This window comes from Pseudomonas lini, from assembly GCF_001042905.1.
GTDB classification, from domain to species: Bacteria; Pseudomonadota; Gammaproteobacteria; order Pseudomonadales; family Pseudomonadaceae; genus Aquipseudomonas; species Aquipseudomonas lini.
The window spans coordinates 165,122-183,768 of the sequence record NZ_JYLB01000002.1; the positions used below are offsets into that span (position 1 = coordinate 165,122).

18 protein-coding genes are annotated in these 18,647 nt (G+C 58.8%); 8 read left to right on the forward strand and 10 right to left on the reverse strand.

What is annotated here, in order from left to right:
- Positions 1–6: 6 nt before the first annotated feature.
- Complete coding sequence (gene erdR / locus TU81_RS05115; RefSeq protein WP_007907284.1) at positions 7–657, forward strand: response regulator transcription factor ErdR; 651 nt, start codon at positions 7–9, stop codon at positions 655–657.
- A 75-nt stretch (positions 658–732) separates the two neighbouring features.
- On the forward strand, positions 733–1,095 hold the full coding sequence (locus TU81_RS05120) for a diacylglycerol kinase (protein WP_007907286.1): 363 nt from the start codon (positions 733–735) through the stop codon (positions 1,093–1,095).
- Here TU81_RS05120 and TU81_RS05125 read toward each other — a convergent pair.
- A complete protein-coding gene (locus tag TU81_RS05125) occupies positions 1,092–2,018 on the reverse strand; it encodes a LysR family transcriptional regulator (protein ID WP_007907288.1) in 927 nt (308 codons plus the stop codon). The two genes, TU81_RS05120 and TU81_RS05125, sit on opposite strands and share 4 nt — an antisense overlap.
- Before the next feature lie 121 nt (positions 2,019–2,139).
- Here TU81_RS05125 and fpr point away from each other — a divergent pair, with 121 nt between their 5' ends.
- Positions 2,140–2,919 (forward strand): ferredoxin-NADP reductase, encoded by a 780-nt coding sequence (gene fpr, locus TU81_RS05130; protein ID WP_007947184.1) that lies wholly within the window; start codon positions 2,140–2,142, stop codon positions 2,917–2,919.
- A 98-nt stretch (positions 2,920–3,017) separates the two neighbouring features.
- Here the strand turns inward: fpr and tsaA are convergent, their stop codons facing one another.
- The 6 genes from tsaA to rimO form a co-directional block, all read right to left on the reverse strand.
- Positions 3,018–3,719, reverse strand: a complete 702-nt coding sequence (gene tsaA / locus TU81_RS05135; RefSeq protein WP_038979191.1) for a tRNA (N6-threonylcarbamoyladenosine(37)-N6)-methyltransferase TrmO — start codon at positions 3,717–3,719, stop codon at positions 3,018–3,020.
- Positions 3,720–3,905: 186 nt separating this feature from the next.
- Complete coding sequence (locus tag TU81_RS05140; RefSeq protein ID WP_048393843.1) at positions 3,906–4,676, reverse strand: SDR family oxidoreductase; 771 nt, start codon at positions 4,674–4,676, stop codon at positions 3,906–3,908.
- Positions 4,677–4,880: 204 nt separating this feature from the next.
- The gene (locus TU81_RS05145) at positions 4,881–5,351 is read right to left on the reverse strand and encodes a YehS family protein (RefSeq protein WP_038979193.1); all 471 of its coding nucleotides are present in this window, start codon (positions 5,349–5,351) and stop codon (positions 4,881–4,883) included.
- 75 nt (positions 5,352–5,426) lie between these two features.
- Positions 5,427–6,137, reverse strand: a complete 711-nt coding sequence (locus tag TU81_RS05150; protein ID WP_038979194.1) for an rRNA pseudouridine synthase — start codon at positions 6,135–6,137, stop codon at positions 5,427–5,429.
- A gap of 191 nt (positions 6,138–6,328) precedes the next feature.
- Positions 6,329–6,802 (reverse strand): GNAT family N-acetyltransferase, encoded by a 474-nt coding sequence (locus TU81_RS05155; RefSeq protein WP_038979195.1) that lies wholly within the window; start codon positions 6,800–6,802, stop codon positions 6,329–6,331.
- A gap of 111 nt (positions 6,803–6,913) precedes the next feature.
- Positions 6,914–8,251 (reverse strand): 30S ribosomal protein S12 methylthiotransferase RimO, encoded by a 1,338-nt coding sequence (rimO, locus tag TU81_RS05160; protein WP_048393845.1) that lies wholly within the window; start codon positions 8,249–8,251, stop codon positions 6,914–6,916.
- A gap of 290 nt (positions 8,252–8,541) precedes the next feature.
- On the opposite strand from rimO, the gene TU81_RS05165 reads away from it, so the two are divergent.
- On the forward strand, positions 8,542–10,443 hold the full coding sequence (locus TU81_RS05165; protein ID WP_038979197.1) for a potassium transporter Kup: 1,902 nt from the start codon (positions 8,542–8,544) through the stop codon (positions 10,441–10,443).
- A 197-nt stretch (positions 10,444–10,640) separates the two neighbouring features.
- Here TU81_RS05165 and TU81_RS05170 read toward each other — a convergent pair whose 3' ends face one another.
- The gene (locus tag TU81_RS05170) at positions 10,641–10,952 is read right to left on the reverse strand and encodes a DUF3077 domain-containing protein (RefSeq protein WP_038979198.1); all 312 of its coding nucleotides are present in this window, start codon (positions 10,950–10,952) and stop codon (positions 10,641–10,643) included.
- A gap of 539 nt (positions 10,953–11,491) precedes the next feature.
- On the opposite strand from TU81_RS05170, the gene TU81_RS05175 reads away from it, so the two are divergent.
- The 4 genes from TU81_RS05175 to TU81_RS05190 all read left to right on the forward strand — a co-directional run bounded on the left by TU81_RS05175 (position 11,492) and on the right by TU81_RS05190 (position 13,802).
- Complete coding sequence (locus TU81_RS05175; protein WP_038979199.1) at positions 11,492–11,782, forward strand: Phd-YefM; 291 nt, start codon at positions 11,492–11,494, stop codon at positions 11,780–11,782.
- A gap of 11 nt (positions 11,783–11,793) precedes the next feature.
- On the forward strand, positions 11,794–12,081 hold the full coding sequence (locus tag TU81_RS05180) for a type II toxin-antitoxin system RelE family toxin (protein ID WP_038979200.1): 288 nt from the start codon (positions 11,794–11,796) through the stop codon (positions 12,079–12,081).
- A 253-nt stretch (positions 12,082–12,334) separates the two neighbouring features.
- Positions 12,335–13,102 carry a hypothetical protein gene (locus TU81_RS05185; protein ID WP_038979201.1) on the forward strand — a complete coding sequence of 256 codons (768 nt, stop codon included), beginning with the start codon at positions 12,335–12,337 and terminating at the stop codon, positions 13,100–13,102.
- 1 nt (position 13,103) lies between these two features.
- Entirely contained in the window at positions 13,104–13,802 is a 699-nt protein-coding gene (locus TU81_RS05190; RefSeq protein WP_048393847.1) for a hypothetical protein, read from the forward strand.
- A gap of 789 nt (positions 13,803–14,591) precedes the next feature.
- On the opposite strand, the gene TU81_RS05200 is transcribed toward TU81_RS05190, so the two are convergent.
- Together TU81_RS05200 and mprF are read right to left on the reverse strand one after the other, a co-directional pair.
- Positions 14,592–15,890 (reverse strand): virulence factor family protein, encoded by a 1,299-nt coding sequence (locus TU81_RS05200; RefSeq protein ID WP_048393851.1) that lies wholly within the window; start codon positions 15,888–15,890, stop codon positions 14,592–14,594.
- Positions 15,890–18,532 (reverse strand): bifunctional lysylphosphatidylglycerol flippase/synthetase MprF, encoded by a 2,643-nt coding sequence (gene mprF / locus TU81_RS05205; RefSeq protein ID WP_048393852.1) that lies wholly within the window; start codon positions 18,530–18,532, stop codon positions 15,890–15,892. Before mprF ends, TU81_RS05200 begins: the two co-directional genes overlap by 1 nt.
- Between the last annotated feature and the right edge of the window lie 115 nt (positions 18,533–18,647).

Below are 18,647 nucleotides of genomic sequence, written 5' to 3' on the forward strand. Positions count from 1 at the left end.
TGAAAAATGGCCACATACGAAATCCTGATTGCCGATGACCACCCTCTTTTTCGTAGCGCCCTGCATCAAGCGTTGACCCTGGGCCTGGGCCCGGATGTCCGTCTGGTGGAAGTGGCAAGCATTGCCGAGCTGGAAACCCGTCTGGACGAAAAGGCCGATTGGGATCTGGTATTGCTGGACCTGAACATGCCGGGGGCTTACGGTTTTTCCGGGTTGGTGTTGTTGCGTGGGCAGTACCCGCAGATTCCGGTGGTGATGGTGTCGGCTCAGGAAGAAGCGTCGATCATGGTGAAATCCCGTGAATTCGGCGCCAGCGGTTTCATTCCCAAGTCCAGTGATTTGAGCGTCATTCAGAAAGCCGTACGCGCGGTGCTGGATGGCGACGTTTTCTGGCCGCCCCAGGCCTTTGAAGCGGTCAGCGTTTCCGCCGAAGCCAAGGCTGCCAGCGAAGGCCTTGCCAGTCTGACACCCCAGCAGTTCCGGGTGTTGACCATGGTCTGTGAAGGTTTGCTGAACAAGCAGATTGCTTACGAGTTGAGTGTTTCCGAAGCGACGATCAAGGCCCACGTCACGGCCATTTTCCGTAAGCTGAATGTGCGGACCCGGACTCAGGCAGCGCTGCTCTTGCAACAACTTGAGTCAATTTCGAGCAACTAAGGGGCTACGTGTTCACGCTTTTTTGACTTTGCTTCAACTAGTTTTCCCACTCCTTTTTGGTCAGTTGCCTACTTTATGTCACCTTTCAAAGGCCAGACCGGCCTCAAACGCATCCTCAACGCCTCCGGCTACTCCCTGGACGGCTTGCGCGCGGCCTTCACCGGCGAAGCGGCCTTCCGGCAACTGGTGTTGCTCAACGCCATTCTGATTCCGCTGTCGTTCTTCCTGAACGTCAGCCGCGTCGAGCAGGCACTGCTGATTGCGGTTTGCCTGTTGGCGTTGATCGTCGAGTTGCTCAATTCGGCGGTGGAAGCGGCCATCGACCGCATTTCCCTTGAATTGCACCCACTGTCCAAGAATGCCAAGGACATGGGCAGCGCCGCTCAATTCGTGGCGTTGAGCATGATCGCGCTGGTGTGGGCGGTGATTCTGCTTTAAGCGATGGTGGGCAGGACGATCTCGTCGCTGCGCTGAACCCCAGCGGTGAACGCGCGGCACAGTTCGAGGAATTCGCGCATCGCCGAGGTCTGATATTTCTGCTTGTGCCAGATGAAATAGAACTGCCGCGCCAGGTCCAGATCCGGTGTTTCCACGGGTACCAGACTGCCGCGGCGGAACGCATCGCGCAGCGCCAAGCGCGAAATGCACCCAATCCCCAAACCTGATTCCACCGCGCGCTTGATCGCTTCGGTGTGTTCCAGCTCCAGGCGAATGTTCAGCGCACTGCGATGGTGTCGCATGGCCTGGTCGAACGTCAGCCGTGTGCCAGAGCCTTGTTCGCGGAGAATCCACGCCTCATGACTCAGCTCCTCCATGGTCGCGATGCCACGTTTGGCCAGCGGATGCTGAGGCGCACAGAACACCACCAGCTCATCTTCGACCCAACTCTGCACTTCGATGTCCGGGTGGCTGCAGTCGCCTTCGATCAGACCCAGATCAATTTCATAGTGCGCGACCTGTTGCACGATGTTGGCAGTGTTCTGCACATGCAGCTTCACCTGGCTTTCCGGATGGCGCTGCATGAAGCTGCCGATCAGCAGGGTGGCGAGGTAATTGCCGATGGTCAGGGTCGCGCCGACCGCCAAAGAGCCGAAACCGGACTTGCCATTGAGCAAGTCTTCGATCTCCTTGGCCTGGTCGAGCAGGGCCACCGCTTGCGGCAACAGCTGTTTGCCGAGGGCATTGAGGCTCAGCCGTTTGCCGGCGCGATCGAACAGCTGACAGCTGCACTGACGCTCTAGCTCGGTGATCGAGGTGCTCGCCGCCGATTGCGAGAGGTTGAGCGTCAGGGCAGCACGGGATACGCTTTCCTGCTGGGCGACGGCGACGAATACTTGAAGTTGACGGAGAGTAAATCGCATATCGATATAACCGATAACCCTTATCTTAATAATCCAGTTAACAGATATTGTCGCTGCCATTAGAATGCGCTGCAATTGCGCACATCATCGGCGCAGGCAAATCTCCAGGAGTCCCACGTACATGAGCAACATGAACCACGAGCGTGTCCTCAGTGTTCACCACTGGAACGACACTCTGTTCAGCTTCAAGTGCACCCGCGATCCGGGCCTGCGCTTCGAGAACGGTCAGTTCGTGATGATCGGCCTGCAACAGCCCAACGGCCGCCCGCTTATGCGTGCTTACTCGATTGCCAGCCCGAACTGGGAAGAGCATCTCGAGTTCTTCAGCATCAAGGTGCCTGATGGCCCTCTGACTTCCCAGCTGCAGCATCTGAAGGAAGGCGACGAGATCATCATCAGCAAAAAGCCTACCGGCACGCTGGTGCTGGATGACTTGAAGCCTGGCAAACATTTGTACCTGCTCAGCACCGGTACCGGTCTGGCGCCATTCATGAGCGTCATCCAGGACCCGGAAACCTACGAGCGTTTCGAAAAAGTGATCCTGTGCCACGGCGTGCGTTACGTCAATGAAGTCGCTTACCGCGAGTTCATCACCGAGCACTTGCCGCAGAACGAGTTCTTCGGCGAGTCGCTGCGTGACAAGTTGATCTACTACCCGACCGTGACCCGCGAACCGTTCGAAAACGAAGGCCGCCTGACCGACCTGATGCGCAGCGGCAAGCTGTTCAGCGACATCGGTCTGCCACCGATCAACCCGCAGGACGACCGTGCCATGCTGTGCGGCAGCCCGAGCATGCTCGACGAGACCAGCGAAGTGTTGAACAGCTTCGGCCTGAAAGTTTCGCCGCGGATGCGCGAGCCGGGTGATTACCTGATCGAGCGTGCGTTCGTCGAGAAGTAAGACGTTGTTTGGGTGACGCAGAGCGTCACTGGATGCATTCCCACGCGGAGCGTGGGAACGATCAGCCCCCATTGCCTGTGCAGGCAATGGGGGCTTTTTTATGCCCGACGCACGGGAATGACTTCGAGGACGCGGATTAGGTCAGGCGTGGGGTAATGCCAGCGCACATCCACATCCCAGAACTGCGCGCCGTATTCCCTTTCCGGTGCAGGAATCTGGTACGCCGGGCGTGGGTCTTGTGCCAGGCATTGCTCGATCAGTTCGACCAAGGGCTCATCAAGCCGCTGAGCGTGGCCATGAGCCTGTTGCAGCGCTGAGTCTGTCCACTGCACGGGAATCAGCGATGGCGGGGCGCTGGCGATGCTGTTGGACGCCGTGTCGATAATGTCGGCGTAGGGCACGTAAGGTTTGATGTCGAGAATCGGCGTGCCGTCGAGTAGGTCGATGCCGGAGATCCACAGTCGATTGGCTTCGACCTTATCCAGTTTGACCACCGATTGACCGATACCATTGGGCCGGTGCGTCGCCCGAGTGGCAAATACGCCCATGGATTTGTTGCCACCCAGGCGCGGAGGGCGGACTTTCAGGCGTGGCTTTTCTTCCAGGGCCTGATGGAACAGGAACAACAGCCAGACATGGCTGACCTGCTCCAGTCCCTGCACCGCATCACCCTGATCGAACGGCGCCACCAGCTCCAGCACGCCTCGAGCGGCCGGGGCCAGTTGCGGCTGGCGCGGAATGGCGAACTTCTCCTTGAAACAGGAGCGCACGAAGCCGATGGGGGAAACGCTGTAGGTCATGGTTTGGGGTCGAGGCGGAGTTGAGGCGGGCATGATAACCCGGCAGGCCTCAAGTCTGGTGGTGGCAGAGCCGGCCTCATCGCGGGCAAGCCACGCTCCCACAGGGTTCTCGAGCGAACACAGATGTTGTGTACGGCATAAAACCTGTGGGAGCGTGGCTTGCCCGCGATGGCCGCACCACCAATCTCAGAGACTGAATCCGCCATCCAAAGGAATAATATTCCCAGTCATATACGCCCCGGCCGTACTCGCCAGACTGATCGCCAAGGCAGCCATCTCTTCCTCCCGTCCCCAGCGCTTCATCGGAATCAACGCCGTGTCCTCGGCCAGCGCCTGCTCATCATTCCCAATATGCTGAGTCATCTTGCTCGGAAAACGCCCCGGTGCAATCACGTTGACGTTGATGTGCTGGCTCACCAACTCCCGCGCCAGAATCCGCGACAGTTGATGCAGGGCAGCCTTGCTCGGGCCGTAGGCATACGCCTGTTCGCCAAAGGACGAAATCCCGGCCACCGAACCAATGTTGATGATCCGCGCCGGATTCGCCGCCGAACCGGCCTTGCGCAGCAGCGGCAAAAATTGCTGGATGCAGTTGAACACCGAGGTCACGTTGAGCTGCATGACCTTTTCCCAGCCCTTGACCGGGTAACTCTCCAGCGGCGCGCCCCAGGTGGTGCCGGCGTTGTTCACTAGAATATCCAGATGGCTGATCTGTTCGCCCAACCGCGTGGCCAGTTGCAGCACACCTTCTTCAGTGGCCAGGTTGGCCGCCACTGCGTGGCAATGACCGAATGCGCTCAATTCATCAGCCGTTTGCTGACAGGCGTCGGCATCGCGGGCACACACGTACACAGTGGCGCCAGCCTCGACATAAGCCTTGGCGATCATTTTGCCGATACCGCGGGTGCCGCCGGTCACCAGAGCGGTGCGGCCTTGCAGGGAAAAGTAGGGATGCATGGCGAATCCTGAGAGCTGAGGGTCAATACACCCTAGTCGTCAGCCGCCAGAAGCGGAGCCACTATTTTTGCGAGGAATGAGGGTCTATACAGGCTTGAACTGCCACCGTCCCCGTAGGAGCACAGCTTGCTGGCGAAGGCGTTTTGAAGACCGCCTTCGCGGGCAAGCCTCGCTCCTACAGGGACCGCGGCGTTCGTGGGCGACTTACTGCGGGCGAACGCGCAGGGTCAGGCCCTTGAGGAAGTTGCGCAGCAGTTGGTCGCCGCAGGTGCGGTAGTTGGTGTGACCGAACTTGCGGAACAGCGCGCTCAGCTCAGGCTTGGACACCGGGAACTCGGCGGCCTTGAGGATGGCGTGCATGTCGTCTTCCTTCAGTTCGAAGGCCACACGCAGCTTCTTCAGGATGATGTTGTTGGTCACCGGCACTTCGATCGGCTGCGGCGGACGGCTTTCGTCCTTGCCGCGCTTGAAGATCACCAGGCCATCGAGGAAATGCGCCATGACCTCGTCCGGGCAACGTACGAAGCCTTCCTCGTCTTCCTCTTTCTTGTCGAGGTAGGTCAGCAAGTCTTCCAGGGACACGTCCATGCCGCCGAGCTTGATGATCTCGATGACTTTCTTGTCGCTGATGTCGAGCATGTAGCGCACGCTGCGCAGTACGTCGTTATGAATCATGGTGTGCAATCCTGATATTCAGCAGTGGGCGCCGCATAAACAGCGGCGCCGAAATGTATGGCGGCGTGAAAAGTCTTAGAACTTCTCTTTGCCGGACAGGTAGCGCCATTGCCCCAACGGCACTTTGCCGATGGACACGCCGCCGATGCGGATGCGGCGGATGGCGACGACCTTCAGGCCCACGGCCTGGCAAAACAGGGCGATCACGCCCGGTTGTGGGTTTTTCATCGCAAAACGCAGGCGGTTTTCGTTCTGCCAGCTGGCTTTGACCGGCGGCAGTTCCTTGCCCTTGTAGGTCAAGCCGTGGTTCAGGCGGTTGAGGCCGTGAGCCACCATGTCGCCTTCAACTTCCACCACATACTCTTGCTCGATCTTGGCGGAGTCTGCGGTGAGTTTGCGCAGGATCTTCCAGTCCTGGGTGAACACCAGCAGACCGCTGGCATTGGCCTGCAGGTCGGTGCTGGCGGTCAGGCGCAGGAAGTGGCCCTTGAGCGGGCGTTTGCCGTAGCGGTGTTCTTCGCTCAGGGTCTCGGCGCTGATGGTCGCCATGGCTGTGTCCGCGTCCATGCCCGCAGGGACGTTGAACAGAATGGTCACCGGCTCCGGCGCAGTGGCCTTGGCTTCTGGGTCGAGCTCGACTTTTTGGTTGTCGACCTTGAACTGCGGCTCGTCGATGACTTCGCCGTCCACGGTGACCCAGCCGCCCTCGATGAACAGCTCAGCCTCCCGACGGGAACAGCCGACGAGTTCGATGAGGCGTTTGGAGAGACGAATCGGGTCAGTCATGACAGGGCCGTAACAAAAAAGGGGTGGGCATTGTACCTGCCTGGCGCCGGTTAATCGCGAATCCATTTGCGCCGTGTGGCTTTTTTGTGGGAGCGGGCTTGCTCGCGAATGCAATTTGTCAGCTGACATCAATGTTGACTGACACACCGCTTTCGCGAGCAAGCCCGCTCCCACATTTGTTCCGTGTTGTGTCAGCCATGCTGTGAACTTTGCTGGTTTTGACGCAAACGCATGTGCAGCAACGGATAGGGTTGACCCATACCGTCGTGCTCGGAGCGGCCAATCACCTCAAAGCCCTGTTTGAAGTAAAACCCCAAGGCCTGCGGGTTCTGCTCATTGACGTCCAGCTCATCGGCGTTCAGGTGTTCCATGGCATAGCGCAGCAATTGCTTGCCCAGGCCCTTGCCGCGATGCGCCGGGTCGATGAAGAGCATTTCGATCTTGCCCGCCGCCACGCCGGCGAACCCGGTGATGCGTTGGCGCGAGTCTTTGGTGCAGATCAGCATCACCGCGTCGAGGTAGCGGGTCAGCACCAGGTTCCTCAGCAGGTCGATGTAGCTGTCGGGCAGAAAGTCATGCGTGGCGCGTACCGAGGCTTCCCACACACGGGTGAGTTCTTCGTAGTCGCTTTGTTTGGGTGTGTGAATGATTGAGTGTTGGCGCATGCTCGCTTGCCTCTGTTCCGTGGATGACGCGAGTTCTTTCTCTTACAAAACGATAGACGTTAAAAAGCCCCGCATCTCGTCAAGAGAGCGGGGCTTTTGTGTTTTTTGCGTTTATATCTGTTCAGCCCACAGGTCGTATTCGTCGGCGTCGGTCACTTTGCACCAGACTTTGTCGCCCGGCTTCAAGTTGCTGCCGTTGTCGATGAACACGTTGCCGTCGATTTCCGGGGCATCGAAGAAGCAACGGCCGACCGCGCCTTGCTCGTCGACTTCATCGACCAGCACTTCGATTTCACGGCCGACGCGCATTTGCAGGCGTGCCGAGCTGATGGCCTGTTGGTGAGCCATGAAGCGGTCCCAACGGTCTTGCTTGACGTCGTCCGGCACGATGGCCGCGTCCAGCAGGTTGGCCGGTGCGCCTTCGACCGGCGAGTACTGGAAGCAGCCGACGCGGTCCAGCTGGGCTTCGGTCAGCCAGTTCAGCAGGTACTGGAAGTCTTCTTCGGTTTCGCCAGGGAAACCGACGATGAAGGTCGAACGGATGATCAGGTCCGGGCAGATCTCGCGCCAGTTCTTGATCCGCGCCAGGGTCTTGTCTTCGAAGGCCGGGCGTTTCATCGCTTTCAGGACTTTCGGGCTGGCGTGCTGGAACGGGATGTCCAGGTACGGCAGGATTTTCCCGGCGGCCATCAGCGGGATCAGCTCGTCAACGTGCGGGTACGGGTAAACGTAGTGCAGACGCACCCAGACACCGAGGGTGCTCAGGGCTTCGCAGAGTTCGGTCATGCGGGTTTTCACCGGCGCGCCATTCCAGAAGCCAGTGCGGTATTTCACGTCGACGCCGTAGGCGCTGGTGTCCTGGGAAATCACCAACAGCTCTTTGACGCCGGCCTTGACCAGGCGCTGAGCCTCGTCGAGCACGTCGCCGACCGGACGGCTGACCAGTTTGCCGCGCATCGACGGGATGATGCAGAAGCTGCAGCTGTGGTTGCAGCCTTCGGAAATCTTCAGGTAGGCGTAGTGGCGTGGGGTCAGTTTGATCCCTTGCGGCGGCACCAGGTCGATCAGCGGGTTGTGATCCTGACGCGGCGGCACGGCGTCGTGCACGGCGTTGACCACTTGCTCGTACTGCTGCGGTCCGGTCACGGCCAATACGCTTGGGTGCACGTTGCGGATGTTGCCTTCTTCGACGCCCATGCAGCCGGTCACGATGACCTTGCCGTTTTCCTTGATGGCTTCGCCGATCACTTCCAGGGACTCAGCCTTGGCCGAGTCGATGAAGCCGCAGGTGTTGACCACCACGACGTCGGCGTCCTGATAAGTGGACACAACGTCATAGCCTTCCATGCGCAGCTGGGTAAGGATGCGCTCGGAGTCGACCAGTGCTTTCGGGCAACCCAGGGAAACGAAGCCAACCTTTGGATTGGCCGGCGCAGGAGTGGTGGACATGTCTAACCTCGGTGTTTTGGGACGCCTCCAGCCGAAGACGGCAAGGCGACAGACGGGCGCTATGTTGCGCCTCTGGTCAAAAAGTGCGCAATTCTAGCGGTGAGAGGCGCACTTGACCAGCTTTATGCAGGGAAATACGACGAGTGCTGCGCTATGCTTCGCGCCGTTACGCTTTACCGAATTTTTACAGTCAACAAAACGTCTGTAACGTGATGTAAAACAGCGCATGCTGCACGGCAAAGCATAGTGCTTCTTATAAGAAGTCCGAGTCTGAGTAGTAGGAGTTTTGGATGGGGCAGGCAAGTAGTCAGGCGGTCGCCAACGGGCACTCGGCGGCGAAGCCGATCGGCATGCTGGTCGCGGCGGTCGGGGTGGTTTATGGCGATATCGGCACGAGCCCGCTGTACACCCTCAAAGAAGTGTTCTCCGGTGGCTATGGCGTGCCCGTCAACCATGACGGCGTACTGGGCATTCTGGCGCTGATCTTCTGGTCGCTGATCTGGGTCGTCTCAATCAAATACATGATGTTCGTGCTGCGTGCCGACAACCAGGGCGAGGGCGGGATCATGGCCTTGACCGCGCTGGCTCGGCGGGCAGCGGCGGGGCATGCGAAGTTGCGTACCTTGCTGGTGGTCTGCGGGCTGATCGGCGCGGCGCTGTTCTACGGCGACAGCATGATCACGCCGGCGATTTCTGTGCTCTCGGCGATTGAAGGCCTGGGGCTGGCATTCGACGGCATCGACCATTGGGTGGTGCCACTGTCGTTGATCGTGCTGGTGGCGTTGTTCCTGATTCAGCGTCACGGCACAGCGCGAATCGGCATTCTGTTCGGGCCGATCATGGTCACCTGGTTTCTGGTGCTGGGCGCGCTGGGCGTGTATGGCATCAGTCAGCATCCAGAAGTGTTGCAGGCGATGAACCCGGTGTGGGGCGTGCGTTTCTTCATGGTCCACCCGGGCATGGGGGTCACGATTCTTGGTGCCGTGGTGCTGGCATTGACCGGCGCCGAGGCGCTGTACGCCGACATGGGCCACTTCGGTCGCAAGCCGATCGCCCGTGCCTGGTTCATTCTGGTGCTGCCGGCCCTGGTGCTGAACTACTTCGGCCAAGGTGCGTTGCTGCTCGGTGATCCGGAAGCCGCCCGTAACCCGTTCTATCTGCTGGCGCCAAGCTGGGCGTTGATTCCATTGGTGGGATTGTCGACGATGGCCACGGTGATTGCCTCGCAAGCGGTCATCTCCGGTGCGTTCTCCCTGACCCGTCAGGCGATCCAGCTCGGCTACATCCCGCGCATGCACATCCAGCACACGTCCAGTGCCGAGCAAGGCCAGATTTATATCGGCGCGGTGAACTGGGCCCTGATGGTTGGCGTGATTCTGCTGGTAATAGGCTTTGAGTCCTCCGGCGCATTGGCTTCGGCCTACGGCGTGGCGGTGACCGGGACCATGCTGATGACCACCATCCTGGTGTCGGCGGTGATGTTGCTGCTGTGGAAGTGGCCACCGATCCTCGCGGTGCCGGTGTTGCTGGGTTTCCTGTTGGTGGACGGTCTGTACTTCGCCGCCAACGTGCCGAAAATCATTCAGGGCGGTGCGTTCCCGGTAATTGCCGGTATCGCGCTGTTCGTGTTGATGACCACCTGGAAACGCGGCAAGCAACTGCTGGTGGAGCGACTGGACGAAGGCGGGTTACCGCTGCCGATCTTCATCAGCAGTATCCGCGTGCAACCGCCGCATCGAGTCCAGGGCACCGCCGTGTTTCTGACTGCTCGCCCGGATGCCGTGCCTCACGCGCTGTTGCACAACCTGCTGCATAACCAGGTGCTGCACGAGCAAGTGGTGCTGCTGACGGTGGTGTACGAAGACATCCCGCGCGTCCCGCCACAACGGCGTTTCGATGTCGATTCCTACGGCGAAGGGTTCTTCCGGGTGATCCTGCATTTCGGCTTCACCGACGAGCCGGACGTCCCTGAGGCCTTGAAGCTGTGTCATCTGGATGACCTGAATTTCAGCCCGATGCGCACCACCTACTTCCTCAGCCGCGAGACGGTCATCGCCTCCAAACTCGAAGGTATGGCCCGTTGGCGCGAGTTGTTGTTCGCCTTCATGTTGAAGAATGCCAACGGCAACCTGCGGTTCTTCAATTTGCCGCTGAACCGGGTGATTGAGCTGGGTACGCAAGTCGAGATGTAAGCCACATGAAAAAGCCCCCGTTACCGTAAGGTTTCGGGGGCTTTTTATTGACCGGGATTTGATCCAAATCCAACGAAGAACCCTGTGGGAGCGGGCTTGCCCGCGATAGCGGTATGTCTGGCACATCAATGTTGGATCTGCTGCCGCCATCGCGGGCAAGCCCGCTCCCACAGGTATTTGAGTGTCTGCTGGTGCCTTTACTTGCTTTCAGGCAGCTCTTCTTCAGATTCGGTCTTTGTCCGAGCCGGTCGCGGTGTCAGCACCTTCACCACATCATCAATCACTGCCTTGGACATAGCCGTCAAATAATGCGCGGCCCAGGCGTGGCGGTCGGTGTCTTTTATGTAGGCTGCATCCTCGGTAAATGATTTGGCGAGGAACAGCAGGTCGGAGGCTTGTGACAATGCATCAACGATGGGGACGCCGGCGCGGACGTTGAACAACGCCTGATCCGAGCAGTAGATGAGCGGGGTGAGGCCGATGGTTTTTAGTTCTGATTGATTGTTCATGGTCAACTTCCTTGATTTAAGAAGCTGCCGCATCCGATACCAAGCGAATGGGTGGCAGCTGAGCGCAGGTTGGTAAACCGGGGAATCAAGGAAACCGGCACGCTCGAAAGCGTCCCACGCACAGCTGCCATAACACAGGATCGCAGGCCAAAAAACGCCTGCAATCGTGTCGGGTGCGCTGTTGCGCCTTATTCCACCGGGTTACCAAGCCCGATCACTGAATGGTCAGCGACGTCCGGAGAGTATCCCGTCGAAGAAAAACGCAACAAGGCGGCAAAGTGCCCAAACGCACCCAATTGGCAAGATTAGGAGTTTGCCTACAAGGTCTGCGGGCGTCATCTGATATTGCGACACCTTAAGTAAACGAAACTAAACGTGGCGAGAGCATTCACAAGTCGTTCGGCTCATTTTTTGTAGGCATGGAAAAACGCAGGTTGGTAAAATTCGCGTTTTTTGCAGCTTGCTGTATGTCGAATTCGACGCGATACTCTGCGTAGAACTGTGTGTTCAAATTTGCATGAATGTGTAGAGAGGTGAGTATGACGGCATTACTGGAGCGTGCTGACCAAGCGATTTCGGTGACTGCAATGGTCAGGGGGTTCAGCGCGAGGCTAAAAGAGATTTCCAGCCGAGCCACTGAGCGACTGGTCATTTTCAAAGACAATCAGCCGGCAGCGGTCATTATCAATGTCGATGCGTATCAGGAGATGCTCGACGAGCTTGAGGACCTTCGGGTTGAAGCAGCGGCTCGGGAGCGATTGATCGGTTTTGATCAGGTCAAGGCCATCAGCCATGACGATATGCGGGCGCGGTATGCCAGGAAAGACTAAAGGAGCTGTGGATGGTTTGGGGCGTTATCTATCATCCGGAGGTCCAGAAGGATCTGGATCTGCTGGGAGCTGTGGCGGCGAATCGCATTCTTGATGTTATCGAAGAGCGGATTATCAATGGCGAGCCGGACAAGAGCGGCAAGCCCCTAAGAGCCAGTCTTGCAGGTTGCAGACGGATCCGGACAGGTGACACGCGGATTGTTTATCGAGTCGATGGAAAGGCGATCCAGGTTTTGATCGTCGCCGTCGGTGCGCGACGTGATGAAGAGGTTTACGACGCAGCAGAGCGTCGTCTCTAATTAAAAAGCCCCTGATGCCTTGCGGCCGCGGGGGCTTTTTTGTAGCCCTTTATCTGAGTTCAGCGCGGGGCTTGACCCAATGCCAGTCAGTTAAGGGCAAATCGGACATGTAGGGCCAGGCTCACCCGCTGGCTGATAATCTGGGGTTTCCCAGTGAAACCTGATCAATATCGAAAGGACTTGACGGTTCGATATTTCCAATGAGACAAGTGTCCACGTTTTATGGAATGTGGACACTTGGAGTTTTAGCTTCATGAAGAGTCAAGACATTTTGCTTTTGTTCAAGATGGCTAGCCTGCACGCCCAGGAAGAAAATCTCTTTGGGAAGATGGAATCTGAGTCGAGTTCGAACATAGTTGAGGAATTGTTGAAGCCCCAGCAGATAAATCGAATGTCGGCAGGGGGGCAGGTGGGGCAGCCGCTAGCCACCTACTCCGCTGATGGTGAAGAAACTGTGTTCCACCGCCAGGAGTTCAACTCAGCCTTGGGCGATGAGGATGGGTGGGAAGGGTGGTCGGAGCCTTTACCTTCTCCGCCGCTGGCGAGCTGGAGTGAAGGTTACTCGTTGCGTGCGTTGTCTGCGTCTCTTGGGCTAAGCAAAAGCGAGGTTTCAAACTCTATAGCCAGGTGTCGTGAGTCCGGAATTCTCACCAATGACTATGACACCGGGCTTCCGAAGGTTAATCGGCGAGAGCTGCTGAAAATCACCGAGCACGCTCTGAAATACTTTTTCCCCGTGAAGCCGGGCGCGATGGTTCGCGGTATTCCAACAGGCTTCGCAGCGCCAGCCCTGTCCAAAAGCATCAAGAGCGCTGGCGGGTTGATTCCGGTTTGGCCTGATGCACTCGGAACTGAGCGTGGTCAGGCGATAGAGCCGCTGTACAAGACGGTGCCGGAAGCGGTGAAGAGGGACAGAATCCTTTATCACTATCTCGCGCTTGCTGATGCGATCCGTCTTGGTGGTCCGCGAGAGTGTGGTGTGGCGGTTAACATTCTAAAAGCAGGGATGGGGCTGAAATAAGATGTCATCAAACGCTGATCACAATTATGAGCTCATAGAATTTGTTGCAGACGGCTTGGGAGAGGCGTTTCTCGCTGAGGTTGCCTTTGTCGGCGGTTGCACCACGGCCATGCTGGTCACTGATACTGCTGTGCTGGACGACATTCGTTTCACCGATGATGTTGACCTAGTGATCGAGCTGGCAGGCATTAGCGCCTGGCAACACCTCACAGAACGGCTGGCGACCAAGAACTTCAAGATCACCGGTGAGGATGAAGTCAACTGTCGTTTCCGCTTCAACGACGTCGTCGTTGACGTGATGCCTTCTGATCCCGAAGTTCTCGGATATGCCAACCGTTGGTTCGTGGAGGGGCTGGCGAGGGCCGATAAATTTACGTTGCCCAGCGGTACCGTGATCCAGATATTTAAACCGACCTACTTTCTTGCGACGAAACTAGAGGCTTTTAGCGGTCGCGGTGAGGGCGATCCCTTCCACAAAGACGTCGAAGACATAATCATCTTGATTGATGGTCGTACAGAGCTTTTGGAAGAAGTTCGCCAAGCTGAGTCGGAGCTCAAAGAATTCATCACGGCTGGAATTCGAGAACTCACGGTGCTCAGTGGTATCGACTACGTGATTGAAAGCTCGGGCTCGGTGCAGGCTAATCCGGGTAGAGGGCGAATCATTCACAAGCGCATGAAGGACCTGGGCAGCGCATGAGATACGGCACCAGATCAGTAATAGGGCGGACCAGGAAAGCCAATCATGACTGTGCTGGAGCTCTCTGCGATGGCGACAGAGGGCTATTCGTCATCACGGATGGTACGTCGAAACCCGGCAGTGGTCAGCTGGCTGAATGCTTCGTAAAAGGTGTTTTAGCGGCCTACCCGAAACACATGGATCGGGAGGGCGATATCACTGAGCGCGGAGCAGTTGAGCGGGTACTTGGTTCAGTGCTGGCCGAGCTTCACCCCGCTTTGTTTGCGGACCAGACAGGGGCCACGTGTTACCTGATCGGTTTCGCTGCTCATGGGAAGCTCACGCTTGCGTATGAGGGTGACTGTTCGTGTGGTGTAGTGACACCGGCAGGCACGATCGAGTGGATTACGCCGCCCCACTGCAAGGCCAATTGGAGGCGCGACCGTTCGCACAGTGAGTTGGCGCAAGATCCGGCTCGAAACTGGGTAACCCGATGCCTGAAGGTTAGTCGTGCTCCAAACCCTGACTTTGTTTTTCACCCATTGGCCGTCGGTGAGCGACTGGTGTTCGTAACCGATGGCTTCTGGGCAGAGTTAACGGAGTCGCAGCAAAGCAGCTTGCTGGCAGCACCGGATAGCGACTTTATCGCTGTTGAAGATGACGTAACGTGGATAGATGTTCAGCTTTAGTCTTGGAAGCACAGAGCATCGACATAAAGTCCGGCTAGCTGGTAGCGCTTCATGTTTGTACATGTAAAAAAGCCCCCGCAACCATAAGGGTGCGGGGGCTTTTTTGTGCGCGCGGCTCAGATCACTCTTGAGCAGCCGTCTCCTTCGCTTGACGCTTCTCGATCACATCCACCAACCGCTTGGCCAACGCCGGGTAGTTCTCGTCGAAGTGATGGCCGCCAGGCAGTTTCATCGCTTCGCCCACGGCGGTCTTGTCGGTGCAGCCGCTCTCGTCGACTTCTTCTTCGCCGTAGATGCACACCACTTTTGCCGGCGGCAGCTTGGCCATTTCCGGGCCGGTGGCGGCTTCTTTGCCGGCGTTGCCTAGCCAGCCTTCGACTTCGATTTCGAAGCTGCCGGTGCGGGCGAAGGCCAGCAGGATGATTGCGTCGACGCGCTGCTGCTCCGCTTCCGGCAGGCGGTTGTAGATGGCGGGCAATACGTCCGCGCCGAATGAGTAGCCGGTCAGGATGAAGCGCTTGGTGCCCCATTTCTGCCGGTAGTGCTGCATCAATTCGGTCAGGTCCAGAGCGCTTTGTTCCGGGCTCTTGTGCTGCCAGTAGTAGCGCAGGGTGTCGATGCCGACTACCGGGTAGCCGATCTTCGCCATCTCGCCGGCCACGTCGCGGTCCAGGTCGCGCCAGCCGCCGTCGCCGGAAAGGAACAGGGTGACGGTGTCCTTGGCCTGGCCGGCCGGGACTTCGACCACCGGGATCTGCAGGCCACCAGCGGCTTTATCGCCGCCAACGAGGATTTTGCGCAGTTCGTTGTTCAGCACTTGCGGCAGGTTGATGTCGTAGTCGCTGATGCTGGTTTCGGCATTGGGCTGATCACGTACGAAACCGGCACTGGCGTCGTCCGGGTTGTCGTTCCATGCCACGAGCCAGTGGCCGTGGGCGGCGCTTTTTGGCAGCAGGTGAGTGCAGGCGCCGGGCTTTTCCAGGGCCAGATCAACTGAAATGGCCTGGGCCTTGTCGTCCTTCTGCTCCGACAACCAGCGCCACGCGAGCACGGCGCCAGGGCCGATGCCGCTGACCAGAGTGGCCGGGCCTTTCAGTTCGCGCAGACCCGCTTGCAGGGCGCGGCTTTGCAGCAGGCAGTCCTTGGGCAGGATCACCTGGACGATCTGCGCCGAGGCGCTGCGGCTCAGGGTGGTCAATTGCTTGTCATTGAGTTTCTGGTCGTCATTGACCGCCACCAGCACCTGAGCCTTCGGCGTGGTGCCGGGGATGACGCGGGTCATCGCGGCGCCATCGGCCGGCGTCAGCCGTTCGAGGGTCGGTTCTGGTGCCGGGCGTTTCAGGTACCAGTAACCGCCACCGACAATCAGGGCCAGCACTACCAGTGTGGCCAGTACGTACCGCAGGGAGCGTTGAATCATCAGCGTTTCACCAATCCAGTCAAGCCACCCGCAATCAGGGCGGCAGTGTCGGCCAGGGCCACCAGCGGATCGAGTCCGGCGGGCACGGCCATATAACGGGGTTCCCAGTCGGGCTGGAACTTGTCTTTGAAGCGGCGCAAACCTTGGAAGTTGTACAGCTGCTCACCACGGCGGAATACCATCGAGCCCAGGCGCTGGGTCAATGGTGCGCCGCGCCGGGGTTGCAACCCCGACAACGGCACCATGCCCAGGCTGAAGCGCGCGTATCCATGATTTTTATAATGTTGAATCAGACCGACCATCATGAACTCCATGGTCAGCTTGGGGGCGTCGGGGTGCGCGCGCATCAGGTCGAGGCTGGCCAGGTCATGGCCGTAGGTCTCAAGCAGGTTGGCGAACGCCACCGGGCGTCCTTCGAAACGAATCACCGCGACACGGAAGTGCTTGAGGTAGTCATCACTGAAACGCCCGAGCGAGAAGCCTTTCTCGCGCACGTTTTTACCAGTCAGCCAGGCATCGGAAATCACCTTGAGCTCATCCATCGGCGCTTGCCCCGGCTCATGGATTTCCAGCGACAGGCCATCACGGGTGCCACGATTCCAGGTGTAGCGCAGGTCCTTCATCTCTTTGCCTTTGGCTTCGAGATCAAAGCGGTGCAAATCGACCCGGGCTTCTTCGCCGAGTTTGATCGCGGTCAGGCCAATGTCCATGTAGTACGGCAGGTTCTCGGCACGTACTTGATAAAACACAGGGCGGGCGTGATGGATATCGCACAGGTCGCGGAACTGCCAGATCATTTCCGCCCGTTGCTGGCTCGGGCCGATCGGGTCGTACAACGCTACCAGGCTGCGACCACGGCGGGCGTACATCAGAAACGCCTCGTCGTTGGGGTGAAACAGCAGCGCCTTGTCACCGGTCAGGGCCAGGCCGCCATCCGGTTGGGACGAGGCCATGAGAATCTTTACCGCGCGGTCCAGCTCATCGGGCGTTGGCAGATGGATCACCGGGCGCGCGGTGCGCAGCAGCCAGGTCAGGGACACCACCACCAGCAGGACCGCGGCGCCGAGCAGCGAGCGCAGGCCACGCGGGGCATCGGCGTCGAGGGTGAACTGCCACCAGAGTTGATGGCTGTAGGGTACGTCCTGATAGGCGAACAGCAGCAACCAGATCGACGCGCCGAGTACGCAGAGGCTGGCCACCAGGTACAGCGGCGAAAACGGTACTTCGGTCAGGCGACTGGGCCGATAGAACGAACGCCGGAAAACCCCCAGCAAACTCGCCGTCAGGGTCATCAGGCAAGCCTCTTCCCAGTCGAAGCCTTTAAGCAGAGAGAGCAGGGCGCCGACCAACAACAGAATGGTGGTCAGCATCCACGCGGCTGACAGGCGGCGACGCAACCCCTGAGCCAGCAGCAGGCAGAGGACACCTACAAGACTAGCGCCGAAGTGCGAGGCGTCGACCAAGCGATGCGGAATCAGAAAACCGATGTGTTCAAGGCGGGTATCGATCTCCGGCGTCACACCGGAAAACAGCAGCACCACGCCGGACAGGAACACCAGTACCGCCAGAATCGGCGCGGCCATGCCAGATGCGGCACGCAAGGACTGGCGCGATTGAAACAGGCGCTGGCCTTCGTTGACCAGCAGCAGTACGCAAGCCACCAGCAGCGGCAACACCACGTAGATCAGACGGTAGAGCAGCAGGGCGGCGGCCAGTGGTGCGGCACCGAGTTTGTCGGCGAAGGCAGCGAGCAAAATCGCTTCGAATACCCCGACACCGCCCGGCACATGGCTGAGTACGCCAGCGGCCAGGGCCAATAGATAGACCAGCAGGAACGCACCAAAGGGCGGCGCTTCCGGCAACAACAGATAGAGCACGGTCGCGGCGGCGGCCACGTCCAGAGCGGTGATGACTAATTGCAGGAACGTCAGGCGGCGACCCGGCAGGCGCAAGGTGCGGCGGCCGACCTTGACCAGCAGGTTGTCCGGGTAAGGCTGTTCTGGCAAGCGACGGCGATAGATGCCAATGGCCAGTACGGTGGAGAGCAGCAGCACGGCCACTGCAATCGCACCCAGCAACGTCTCGGAGAAACCCAGGGCTGCGGAGGCGGCGGGCAGGTTGCTGAGGGTGGCGAGGGCGGCCAGGGGCGGGAGGGCGCAGCCGAGCGAGAGACTGGCAAACAAGGTCATGTGCGCGACTTCCGAAGCCCCCACACCATGACGTGCATATAAACGGTAGCGAACCGAGCCACCCGATAACAGCGAAAGGCCGATGGCATTGCCAATGGCAAATGCGGTGAAGCCGCCCAATGCCAATATTCGCGGCGCCAGCGTCACGCCGGCATAACGGCTGGCCGACCATTCGTAACCCAGCAGAATGATGAAGCCGATGACGGTCGCGCCGAGTGCACCCAGCAAGGCCGGTTTCGGTACTTCCAGAATCGAGTCGTGCAGCGCGTACAGATCGAGTTCGCTCAGCAGGTGACGACAGGCAATCAGCGCGATGGCGAACAACAGCAAAGTGACTGCCAGCCCGATGGGCTGACGATATTTGCTGATTCGATCCAGCAAGCGCAGACGCTCGGCTTTGATCGGTTGTGTCGCAGTGACGGTGTCTTGTGAATCAGACGAGTTGGCGCGCATCAATCACCTCTTGGATTGTGCGCGACAGGATGGAGGTATCCAGCCAAGTTACCAATCCCTGTGGAAAAAAATAATCACAAATATTAACGCCTCTCACCGGATGTGGGCGATGGCG